This is a genomic window from Enhygromyxa salina (assembly GCF_000737335.2).
Lineage (GTDB): Bacteria > Myxococcota_A > Polyangia > Nannocystales > Nannocystaceae > Plesiocystis > Plesiocystis salina_C.
Genome location: NZ_JMCC02000029.1, coordinates 233,658 through 244,271, shown reverse-complemented (window position 1 = coordinate 244,271; position 10,614 = coordinate 233,658). Strand labels below are relative to the sequence as shown.

The 10,614-nt window shown below is 66.3% G+C and carries 9 protein-coding genes and 1 pseudogene; 2 read left to right on the top strand and 8 right to left on the bottom strand.

The window, feature by feature from the left end; translation table 11 throughout:
• Nucleotides 1-77: 77 nt before the first annotated feature.
• The 6 genes and pseudogenes from DB30_RS13130 to DB30_RS13105 all read right to left on the bottom strand — a co-directional run bounded on the left by DB30_RS13130 (nt 78) and on the right by DB30_RS13105 (nt 7,207).
• On the bottom strand, nt 78-770 hold the full coding sequence (locus DB30_RS13130; protein ID WP_052548757.1) for a tRNA (adenine(22)-N(1))-methyltransferase: 693 nt from the start codon (nt 768-770) through the stop codon (nt 78-80).
• A 349-nt stretch (nt 771-1,119) separates the two neighbouring features.
• A pseudogene (locus DB30_RS43420) lies at nt 1,120-1,233 on the bottom strand (reverse transcriptase domain-containing protein); the annotation flags it as partial.
• 68 nt (nt 1,234-1,301) lie between these two features.
• Entirely contained in the window at nt 1,302-2,918 is a 1,617-nt protein-coding gene (locus DB30_RS13125; protein ID WP_052548755.1) for an RCC1 domain-containing protein, read from the bottom strand.
• Nucleotides 2,919-2,920: 2 nt separating this feature from the next.
• Entirely contained in the window at nt 2,921-4,471 is a 1,551-nt protein-coding gene (locus DB30_RS13120) for an RCC1 domain-containing protein (RefSeq protein ID WP_052548754.1), read from the bottom strand.
• A gap of 73 nt (nt 4,472-4,544) precedes the next feature.
• Nucleotides 4,545-6,311: a serine/threonine protein kinase gene (locus DB30_RS13110; RefSeq protein ID WP_146658660.1), complete on the bottom strand. Its 1,767-nt coding sequence runs from the start codon at nt 6,309-6,311 to the stop codon at nt 4,545-4,547.
• On the bottom strand, nt 6,293-7,207 hold the full coding sequence (locus DB30_RS13105; RefSeq protein ID WP_146658659.1) for a hypothetical protein: 915 nt from the start codon (nt 7,205-7,207) through the stop codon (nt 6,293-6,295). The genes DB30_RS13110 and DB30_RS13105 overlap by 19 nt, the downstream gene beginning before the upstream one ends.
• A gap of 131 nt (nt 7,208-7,338) precedes the next feature.
• On the opposite strand from DB30_RS13105, the gene DB30_RS13100 reads away from it, so the two are divergent.
• On the top strand, nt 7,339-9,117 hold the full coding sequence (locus DB30_RS13100; protein ID WP_146658657.1) for a dipeptidyl-peptidase 3 family protein: 1,779 nt from the start codon (nt 7,339-7,341) through the stop codon (nt 9,115-9,117).
• 6 nt (nt 9,118-9,123) lie between these two features.
• Here the strand turns inward: DB30_RS13100 and DB30_RS13095 are convergent, their stop codons facing one another.
• On the bottom strand, nt 9,124-9,630 hold the full coding sequence (locus tag DB30_RS13095; RefSeq protein ID WP_052548751.1) for an HAD hydrolase family protein: 507 nt from the start codon (nt 9,628-9,630) through the stop codon (nt 9,124-9,126).
• A gap of 61 nt (nt 9,631-9,691) precedes the next feature.
• Here DB30_RS13095 and DB30_RS13090 point away from each other — a divergent pair, with 61 nt between their 5' ends.
• Nucleotides 9,692-10,273 carry a hypothetical protein gene (locus DB30_RS13090; RefSeq protein WP_052548750.1) on the top strand — a complete coding sequence of 194 codons (582 nt, stop codon included), beginning with the start codon at nt 9,692-9,694 and terminating at the stop codon, nt 10,271-10,273.
• Nucleotides 10,274-10,297: 24 nt separating this feature from the next.
• Here DB30_RS13090 and DB30_RS13085 read toward each other — a convergent pair whose 3' ends face one another.
• Nucleotides 10,298-10,558: a hypothetical protein gene (locus DB30_RS13085; RefSeq protein ID WP_052548749.1), complete on the bottom strand. Its 261-nt coding sequence runs from the start codon at nt 10,556-10,558 to the stop codon at nt 10,298-10,300.
• Between the last annotated feature and the right edge of the window lie 56 nt (nt 10,559-10,614).

Below are 10,614 nucleotides of genomic sequence, written 5' to 3'. Positions count from 1 at the left end.
CCGACCGACAACGGCAGGAGCGGCCCCAGATGTGCCTGGCGTCGTGACTTCAAACGGATTGGCGCTCTAGATCGCCGTCACACCGCCGCGGCGAGGATTGCGAGCATGCGCTGGTACGACGCGAGCTGCTGGGGGTCGGCGCGACCACGTTGCATGCCCTGACAGGCTTGGGTCAGGCGGGCGCGCTCATGCTCGATCCAAGCGCCAAACAGCGGGTCATTCCCGCGACGCAGGATCGGCCCGAGCTCGCGGTCAACTTCGTCTTGTAGCGTGGACGGGCCCGGCTCAGCGACGATGATCGCGTACATCCGGCCATGATCGTAGGCCAGGCACTCGTCGATGATCCCCCAGCCGAGCGCGTCGATGTGAGCGCGCAGGCTGCCGAGCTTGGGGTAGCCGTGGTTGGGCTGGATGATCAACCGCCGCACACCCGCGAGGGCACCGGTGGCCTGCGCCTCGCTCAGCAGGCGCTCGGCCAAGGGCGCGCCGATGCCTGCGATCACGGCCGTGCTGACCTCACCCGGTTGCAGTACCTGCAGACCCGAGCCCCGGCGCAGCTCGATGCGATCGCGCAGGCCAAGCTGTTCGAGGGTCGCGGCGGCGGCCTCGAGCGGGAACGGGTTGAGATCACCCGCGATCGCCGAAGGCACCCGTCCGCTCGTGACCAGCTCGATCGCCAGCGCCGCGTGATCACAGCAAAGATCCCCAACTGGCGAACCTGCGATGACACGCGTGGCGATCGCCGACAGCCGTGGGCCAAGTTGGTTCAAGCAAACGCTCCCAACAGCTCGCTAACCAAACGGCCGAGAAACGTCGCCGAAGCTGAAGACGCTTTGTGCTCGGCGCAAGCCGTCAGCGAGTTCACCACGATCATCGGTCGCACTGGTAGACCCTACATTTCTCCCACAGTGAAGTGTGGGATGCCGGTAGGGCCCCGTTCAAACCGTGCGTGCGACTTTTCCGCACACGGCTTACCAGGCCTCTCGGACCGCCACATTACGCGACCCCCGGACAGCGGGCCCGTCGCTCGGCCTCCTCGCACGCCTTCTTCGTTCGGCACATGATGACGAAGTCGTCGGCGTAGCGCACCCGCGTGCCCAGATGGGCGTACCGCCGCGTCCTCACCTCGCGATCCCGCACCGTCGGGAGACCCATGGGCCGCTGCTTCCCATCGGCCTTCGGGATGTAGTGCCGCAAAACCGCCTGCGGCCTGTACGACCCCGCCTTCAGTTCGGCGCCTCGCCTGCGTCCCAGACCAGCCGTAGGAGGCAAGCTGCGGCAGCTACGAGTACGTCGATGCTTCACTCGAACAGCGGCACCGGGCCGACGTCGGTGGCGAGTTCGTCGTCGCCGATCGCGTCGACCCCCTCGTGGCCGAGCTGGCCGGACGTGTTCGAGCCCCAACAGTGCACATCCTGGTTGTCGAGCAGGACGCATGCGTGGGAGCTACCCATGGTGACCTGAACGACCGGGGCGGTGAACGAGAGCTTGGCGGCAGATGAAGGGAGCTCGTCGTCTCCGAGGTGTTGGGTCGAGCCCAAGCCGAGCTGCCCTGAGCCGTTGCCCCCCCAACAACCGAGGGTGCCATCGTCAAACAGCGCGCAGGTTTGGCTGGCGCTCGCAGCGACAGACACCACCGTGCCGGAGATGCTCGCGGTCGCCTCGAGAGGACCAACACCGTCGCCATGGCTGACGGTGGACCCGACGCCGAGCTGCCCGTAGTAGTTGTATCCCCATCCCCGAACCCGAGCCGATCCCGAGTTGGGGTCGACGATGACCGTGTGATCGTAGCCGACAGCGAGCGCGGTGATGGTCTCGTCGCCGTACTTCGTGCTGACCACGCTTGGCGGCTCGTCGTCGCCGATGTTGTTCGTGTTGCCGTAGCCGAGCCGTCCTTGGCTGCCGAGGCCCCAGCAGCGAACCCCCATCGCGCTCATCGACACGCACGCGTGGTACCTGCCCGCGCGGATGTTCGACGCCGCGCCACCGACCTGCACGAAGCTGTTGAAACTCGAGGCGATCTCGTTGTCTCCGATCGGAATCGTGTCTCCGTGGCCCAGCTCCCCATGGGTGTTGGTTCCCCAGCAGTAGACCGCGCCGGTGAAGGACAGCGCGCAGGTGAAGGTAAACCCCGCGGCCACGGCTTCGATCTCGTCTCCGAAGTCGAGGGGCACGAGGGTGTCGATCTCTTCGTCGTCGCCGATGTCATTCAGGTGACCGAGGCCGAGGCGACCGTCGCTGTTCTCGCCCCAACAGGTGACCCTGCCCGAGACGAGCACGGCGCAGGTATGCGTGCCGGACGCGGAGATCGCCGTGGCTGGTTCGACGAGCGGGAGCACGCCGTAGACCGCCGGAGGCTCGTCGTCCCCGACGAACTGGACGTGGCCATAGCCGAGCTGACCGTGATCGTTGCGCCCCCAGCAGACGACATCGCCCACCTCGGTCAGGATGCATGTGTGCTGGGAACCGGCAGTGAGCTGCACGATCCGCGTGGAGCTGCAGTCGACCTCGCAGCCATCGCCGCTATCGATATTGCCATCATCACACTGTTCCCCAGTCTCGACCACGCCGTTGCCACACACGGGCAACGGCTTGCACAGGCCAGCTTCGCACTGGAGACCCGGCTCGCAGGTCTCGGCGACGCATGGGCAGTCGAGCGTACCCGGTGGGCAACCCAGAGTATCGCCGGTCTCCGACTCGTCGTCGCTCGTCTCGGGTTCGGTGCCCGTCGTCGTCGACGAGGGCTCATCGCTCTCGTCGGTCTCGTATGCGGTGGACTCGTCACTCGAGCTGTCGGAGCTAGTCGGGCGCGAGTCGTCCACGGACACCGCGAGGTTGTCGACGTACCCGCAGTTGCTCGCACCGAGCCCGAGCCCGAGCCCGATGAGCGTCGCGGACCGTGAGGGTAGGTTCGCCATGTTCAATACACCTCGACAGTGCCAGCGGTCTCGGGCGTCTCGTCATCGCCGATGTTCGCGGGGGTCCCATATCCGAGGGCGCCCCACGAGCCCTCGCCCCAACACACAACCTCGTTGTCCTCGCGCAGCGCACAGGTGTGTTGGCGCCCCGCGGTGATGGCGACAGCCGGACCACCAATCGCCACCGCCCCGGCGGCTGCTGGAGTCTCGTCGTCGCCAATCCGGTTCTTGTTCCCGTAGCCGAGCTGCCCCTCGTTCGCGTAGCCCCAGCACCGGACCTCACCACCATCGAGGATCGCGCAGCTGTGGAGGTAACCGGTGGCGACGGCGACGGGCGTGCCGCCGAGCATCACGGGGTCCCCCGGAGCTTCGTTGTCACCGATGTCCTGGGCTTGGCCGGGGTAGCCGAGCCGTCCGTGGGTGTGGGTGCCCCAGCAGGCGAGCTGATTGGTGTCGACGAAGATGGCGCAGGCGTGCTCGGAGCCCAGCGCGAGATCCACGGGCGGGTTCGGAATCTGCGCCGGCATGACTATCGCCTGCGCCACGGAGATCTGCGTCGACAAGCTGACGACGCCGAGTTGACCGCTTTGGTTGGAGCCCCAGCAAATGAGCTCGTCGTCATTGCGCAGGGCGCAGGTCATTGAGCCCCCAGCCACGATCATGGACGACGTGCCTCCAAGGTTGATGACCGGCACGCTACCGGGGTGCTCATCATCGCCGAGACTGTTCGTACTTTGTTGCCCCAAGTGGTAGCCGCCATTGCCCCAGCAGACTGGATACCCCGTGTCGAGCAGGGCGCAGGTGTGTGTGTACCCCGTGTCGATGGCGATGGCAGCCCCGCCGAGCTGCACCGTCCCCGCAACGATGGGGAGCTCGTCGTCACCAATATTCACCGTGTTCGCGTAGCCGAGCCTCCCCCCGGCTCCCAGCCCCCAACACGCGACATCACCCGTATCGAGCAGAGCGCAAGTGTGATGCTCGGCCGTCCGGATCGCGGTGATGGGTGCGCTGAGGACGATCGTGGGGATCGAGGCGGGCGTCTCGGAGTCACCGATGAGATTGGTGTTCCCCTGACCGAGCTGTCCATAGTTGCCCCGACCCCAGCACCGAGCCTCGCCGGAGTTGAGCAAGGCGCAGGTGTGGTAGCCGCCCGCGCGGAGCTCGACGATCTCGGTTGGTTGGCAGTCGGCGTTGCAGCCGTCGCTGTTGGTCAGGTTGCCGTCATCGCAGGTCTCACTCGCGCTCACCACTCCGTCACCGCACGCCGAGGCCACGCAGGTCCCCTCTATGCACACGAGGTCGGCGACGCAGGTCGCGTTGGGTCCGCAGGCGCAGCCCAGCTCACCGTCACAGCTCGGGTCGCCGTCGCCGTCGCCGTCGCCGTCTCCGTCTCCGTCTCCGTCTCCGTCTCCGTCGCCGTCTCCGTCTCCATCGCCGTCGCCGTCTCCCGCCGTCGGGTCCAGATCTGTCTCTGTCTCGCCCGTGCCCGAGTCGTCGGTAGACTGGCTAGCAACTGTATCGTTGGTATTGTCGACGGTTCCACATGCAACCATGGACGACGAAAATAGAGCTACAAAATACACGTTTCGGTTCTTCATGTTCACGTATGCTGGCCTTGATGAGTGTTCACTCGATCTTGAATTTCCCCGACTGCTGCAACATCAAATGCAGCGACTCTCGGGTGTCGGGGATTGTCACTGTCCCACCCGAGCGCCACGCTCCACGCGCGACGTTGCGGTAGCGCACTTGATAGGTCCCCGGGCGTAGGCGAGCGCGAGCCTGGGTTTTTGCTCCCATGCGATCGAGGGAGTGGATCCTGCCGCCGATCTGGATCTCGATCCAAAACACCGTTGGCGCGCTGATCATCACAGACACGCGAGGCGGCGGCTGGGGCTCGAAAATCTTGGCGGACTCCGACGCATGTTGCTCGATATTGGGCGGAGGCTCGATGACTTCAGGCGAATTCGGCGGCTCGCTTGCGACCGATGTCGGAGCCGGGGCGCTCAGCTCCGGATTGCTCGGATGCGGGAGTGGTGCTCCGGCCCCCTCTATGGGACGAGGCACTACGACGGTGGTGTCGACGACAGCCGGCGGCTCGGCCTCGACGGCTCGAGAGCTCTCGAGCGGCTGCTTGACGCTCGACGCGCGACGGGGAAATGCGAGCCAGACCAGGCCAGCTCCAAACAACACCAGGACAAGCAGAGGCAGCGCAACGAGCGATGCAAGGAAGACGTTCGCTCGGGCGGGGGGAGGCAGCACCTGGGTGAAGATGGAGCGCTCGTCCGTCTCAGCTCTCGCGGAGCTGCTGCGCGACGTTGCTCGCGAAGCAAGCGGGTCTGTCTTCAGGTTTTGAGGTGAGCTCAGCGAGACGTGAGGGCGGGTCCGGGCGGCGTGCGAGTCGGTCCGGAGCGGTCGAGGGCGAGACCGCGAGACGTGGGAGACGCTGATGCTCTCCGTGCCCGAGCTCGCTGGACTGACACATCCACGGACGAGGTCTTGCAGCTCGAATTTCGCGTCGCGGTAGCCGGACCAGACCGAGAGACAGCGGTGAGCCTCGCGCGCGGACTGGATCCGCTCGGTCGCGTCAGCCCTCAGGAGATGGCTTCTCAGGACCTCGACCTCCCCCGGGACCCGCTCTGAAGCACACGTGAGCGGCGGGACCTCGCCATCGAGTACCATGCCATAGAGGCGAGCCTCGTCCACGACGCCCGAGCGGAAGCGTTGACCATCGAGGAGCTCGTGGAGGATCGCTCCGACGGCGAACAGATCGATGGTTGGCGCCCGTGCATCACCGCGAAGCTGCTCCGGTGGCATGTAGCGAAGCTTCCCCTTGACGTGGATGCCGCTGGTCTCCTCGGACGCGACGCGGGCGATGCCAAAGTCCATCAGCTTGACCTCGCCGGCGACCGAGATCATGACATTGTGGGCCGAGACATCGCGGTGAACGATCGTCCGCTCGTGACCTTCGTGGACAAATTCGTGGGCATAAGCCAGGGCCTTGAGGATCTCGCCGACGATGTAGCCGACCACGGACAGCGGGAGCGTCTCGTCGCGCTCGCGCAGGGTGCTGCTGAGCTCGTCGAGGTTCATGCCGTCGACCCATTCCATGGCCATGTAGTGCACACCGGCGTCTTCGCCGACGTCGAACACCTGCACGATGTTGGAGTTGCACAACAGCATCGATAGCCGGGCCTCATCGTCGAACATGCGCTGCGACGCCTCGTCATGGGCGCGTTCGGGCGTGAGCAGCTTGATGGCCACGGTCTTGTAGGCGCCGGTCTGATGGGCCCGACGCCCGACCCAGACCTCACCCATGCCCCCCGCGCCGAGCCGGCGGACGAGGGTATAGGGCCCGACTCGAGCGGCTGCCTCGCCTAGAATCGAGTCGTCCATGTCAACATCGCTTGGTGACCGCGCGCGCGGCCGACTCGGACCTCGTCAATCGTCAACACAACGCCGGCGGCAACCACCGCGGTGGTGCCGAGGCCGATCAGGACGATGTCTTGGGGGCGGTTGTGGTAGAGCTGCGGACAGGTCTCGCTGTCGCCTCCGCGTGCGTCGCCTCTACATTTGCCGTTGAGTGACGCCAGAACGACCCCGCTGATCATCGCAACCGCCCCGGCCGAAGCCATGGTGAGCTCGGCCCAGCGTGGGAGCAGGCGAGCGGTTCCCTCGCTGTTCACCTCGGGCGCATCTCTTGGTGACTGGCTGACAGCGAGGAACGAGCGCCTCGCGACAATGCCTGGCTCGCTCAGCTCGATCTCTAGATGGGTGGGGGCGCGGCGGGGATCGGTGAACACGACCCATACCCGATAGCTGCCAAGGTACAGCGGAGTGGCGGGATCGGTCACATGGGCCTCATTGATGATGACCTCACAGCCATGACAGACGATAGCGATCGTGGACGTGCCAGTGTCTTGCAGAGCCTGCAAACGTCGCTCGTAGAGCTCGAGCACGGTCGGCCCAAAGCTCCCCGCCCCGACGTCGCGGCCCATGGCCGAGCGAATGACCTCGTCCATCGCAGCCGCGGCCTTGGTGCTGTCGCCGAGCGCCAGGTAGATCGACGCGAGCGCCAGCCTGGCTCGATCGAGGAGCGCGAGCGCGTCCGCGTCTTGGACGAGTTCGAGCGCCTCCGCCTCGGCTGCTGTCAACGCCTCGGCGAGTTGGTGAGCGGACTCCGCCGTGGGGCTCGCTGAAATGACCGCTTGTTCGAGAGGTGCGGTACCCGGCTCTTCGTCGTGCGGGGGGGATCCGAGCACCAACAACAAAGCCAAGTTCAGCGGCATCATCGTGGGCATTCTACGGGCACGTGCCCACGCGAACGTGACCCCTCTCCCTGGATGGCGTTTCACAGAATCAGGACACACCATCGCCGGCAGTTTACCTGCCCAAGGTCGTGTGCGAGCCTGCGCACCTCCCGATGCCCGACTTCCAACTGCGACCCGTCCTGCTCCTGTCCAGCCTCGCGCTCAGCTGCGCGCTCACCAGCGCGTGTGACAAGCCCGCCCCGGAGCCGACCGTGACGCCCACAACTGATCCAACCGAGCCAACCCAGCCCGCCAAGCCAACCGGCTACGCGCTCGGCAACCCCGAGGTCGACGCGGCCGCGCTGCAGGCCAAGGTCGCGCAGTTTCAGCCGGTCGTGCTGCAGGCGGATCTCTCGGGTCTCGCGGAGTCCGAGCGCGCCGCCCTCGAAGAGCTGATCTCCGCCGCCCGCTTGCTCGATCCGATCTTCGATCGCCAGGTCTGGGCAGAGTACCCAACCCACGCCCAGCAACTGGCGGAAGCAGCCAAGGCTGGCGGGGAGCTCGAGCAGCTGCGCTACGACTACTTCCAGATCATGCGGGCACCGTGGGACCGGCAGGATCACTTCGCCCCGTTTGCGATCAACATCCCGCACCCCCCGGGCGCGGGGTTTTACCCGCCGGGCCTGACCGCCGACGAGTTTCGGGCGTTCACGGCGGCCAACCCGGCCATGCGTGACGAGCTCGAGGGGCTGTTCACGCTGGTCCGCCGCGACCCCAAGGACCCAACCAAATTGAGCGCGGTCGCCTACAGCGAGGCGTTCGCCGAGTGGCTCGAGCCCGCCGCCCAAAAGCTGGAGGCCGCCGCCGCGCTGACCAAGAACGCCTCGCTCGCAACCTTCCTGCGCTCACGGGCGGCCGCGTTTCGCAGCGACGACTATTACCAATCCGACAAAGACTGGATGGACCTCGACTCCGACGTCGAGATCACAATTGGCCCCTACGAGACCTACGAAGACGAGCTGCTCGGGCTCAAGGCCAGCTTCGAGGCGTTCGTGACCGTGTCGGATCCGGTCGCGTCCAAGCAGCTGGGGGTCTACAAGGACTGGCTGCCCAAGATGGAGCAGAACCTGCCGGTGCCGAAAGAGGTCAAGACCAAGCGCGGCGCCGAGAGCCCGATCCGCGTGGTCGACCTGGTGTTCACTTCGGGTGACGCGCGCAAGTCCGTGCAGACGATCGCCTTCAACCTGCCCAACGACGAGCGGGTGCGCGCCGAGAAGGGCGCCAAGAAGGTCATGCTACGCAACGCGATCAACGCGAAGTTCGACGTGATCATGACGCCGATCGCCCAGCGGATCATGAACCCCGAGCAGCTGCCCTTGCTCTCGCAAGAGGCGTTCTTCAACGAGGTCCTGTTCCACGAGCTCAGCCACAGCCTGGGTCCGGCGATGGTGAAGATCGACGGCCGCGAGGTCGAGGTCCGCGTTGCCCTGGGCTCGAGCTACTCGCCGCTCGAAGAGGGCAAGGCCGACGTCATGGGCGCGTGGAACGTGCTGTTCATGATCGACAAGAAGCAGTTCCCCAAGGCGTTCCGTGATCAGCTGCTGGTCACCTACTTCGCCGGGCTGTTTCGCAGCGTGCGGTTTGGCGTGGCCGAGGCCCATGGCAAGGGCGCCGCGTTCCAGATCAACCGGTTCTTGGAGGACGGCGCCGCGACCTTCGACGAGGCTACGGGGCTGTTTACCGTGGACACCAAGAAGCTCGAGAAGTCGATCGAGACGCTGGTTCACGATGTCGTGATGCTGCAGCACAACGGGGACAAGCCGGCCGTCGACGCGTTCTTGGCCAAGTACGCCGTGATGTCGCCGCCCATGCAGGCGGCGCTGGCCAAGCTCGATGGGATCCCCGTCGACATCAAGCCGGTGTACACGAACGCTGGCGAGTCGGCGGACTGAGGCCGCTCAGCCCCGCGCATCCAGGATCGCGGTGATCAACTCCTCCACCGCCCCCTGTCCGCCGCCCGCCTGGGTCACCAAGCGGGCGGCTCGCGTCGCCAGCGGGTGCGCGTCGGCAACGGCGACGCCGATGCCCACGACCGGCATGAGGACCGCGTCATGGGTGCCGTCGCCCATGACCAGCACGTGGCGCGGCTCGACGGCGAACGCCGCCAGGATCTCCCGAAGTGCGGGCAGCTTGTCGTCGACGCCAAGCCAACGCGTGTCCAAGCCCAAGGTCTGCATCCGCGCTCGGGCGCAGGCGCTGCCGTTGCGCGACAGCGGCACGAAGCCCACACCTGCCGCGACCAGCTGCCGGATCGCGTCGCCGTCACGGTGGCGGTAGGTCTGCACCCAGCCGTGCTCGGGGCCCAGCCACGTCGTCGTGCCGTCGGTGAGGGTGCCGTCGATGTCGCAGACGAACAGTTTGATCTCGCGTAGTTGCGCGGCGAGCTCGGGATCGGAGGTCCGCATGGCTTCGCATACGCCAACGAACCACGCAGGCCAAGTGGAAGCATGCTAATGAGGGGCCGATATGCAACGTCGTTGGCTTGGAAGTTCTCTCGGGCTGGGATTTTCGCTCGCGCTGTCGCTCGGTACGGGATGTGGCGACGACACCGTCGCCGACGCGGACACCACGGGGTCGAGCGGTGAGACGACAGAGTCGGGCGATGGCGATGGCGATGGCGACACCACCGGCGACACCACCGGCGACGGGGACGGTGACCCCGGCGACGGCGACGGGGACGGTGACCCCGGCGACGGCGACGGCGACGGCGACGGCGACGGCGACGGCGACAGCACCGGGGACGGCGACGGCGATGGCGATGGCGACGGCTGCAACTACAACGCGTTCGTCGGGGTCGGGATCGCCGACGACCCTTGGGGCCTCGGGTCGTTCTGCGACATGGTCTACGTCTGCGTCGATGACCAGCAAGCCCAACAACTCGTCGCACTACTCGGCGACGAGGCCCAGTGTGTGAGCAACGAGCTCGGCTGCGAACGTCTGTGCATCATCGCGCCACACGGTGACGTCGGGCCCAGCACCATCGAAGACGCCTGCTCGGCCCTCACGATCGAAGGGATCGACGTGGTCGAGTGCATCGTCTACGGGTGAGCAAGTCGCTCCCCTCGCTCGAAACTAGTAGCGATCGCGTCGGCGGCGACGCAGCCCGAACACCCCGAACATCGCGAAGGTCGTGGTCGCAGCGAGCCCGCCAGCCATCTCGTAGTCGTCTTCGGCCGTCGCACAGCGAGCACAGCCGCCACTGCCACCACCACCGTCAACGCTGCCGCCACCGCGCCCCAGCCCGCCGTGCGGATCCGGCTTCAGCGGCTCGCTCGGCCCGTTCGGCAGCGGGCCGACGTCCGCCTCGATCCGCTCGGCGGCCGACTCGGTCACGAAGTCACCATGAGCACCACCATGGTCGCGTTGTTGTAGAGCTCGGCGTCAGCGCC

Excerpts from the sequence above, each read along its gene's own strand:
- DB30_RS13125 (WP_052548755.1), bottom strand. The coding sequence starts at position 2,918 with ATGGCGAACCTACCCTCACGGTCCGCGACGCTCATCGGGCTCGGGCTC.
- DB30_RS13120 (WP_052548754.1), bottom strand. The coding sequence starts at position 4,471 with ATGGTTGCATGTGGAACCGTCGACAATACCAACGATACAGTTGCTAGC.
- DB30_RS13110 (WP_146658660.1), bottom strand. The coding sequence starts at position 6,311 with ATGGACGACTCGATTCTAGGCGAGGCAGCCGCTCGAGTCGGGCCCTAT.
- DB30_RS13105 (WP_146658659.1), bottom strand. The coding sequence starts at position 7,207 with ATGATGCCGCTGAACTTGGCTTTGTTGTTGGTGCTCGGATCCCCCCCG.
- DB30_RS13100 (WP_146658657.1), top strand. The coding sequence starts at position 7,339 with ATGCCCGACTTCCAACTGCGACCCGTCCTGCTCCTGTCCAGCCTCGCG.
- DB30_RS13095 (WP_052548751.1), bottom strand. The coding sequence starts at position 9,630 with ATGCGGACCTCCGATCCCGAGCTCGCCGCGCAACTACGCGAGATCAAA.
- DB30_RS13090 (WP_052548750.1), top strand. The coding sequence starts at position 9,692 with ATGCAACGTCGTTGGCTTGGAAGTTCTCTCGGGCTGGGATTTTCGCTC.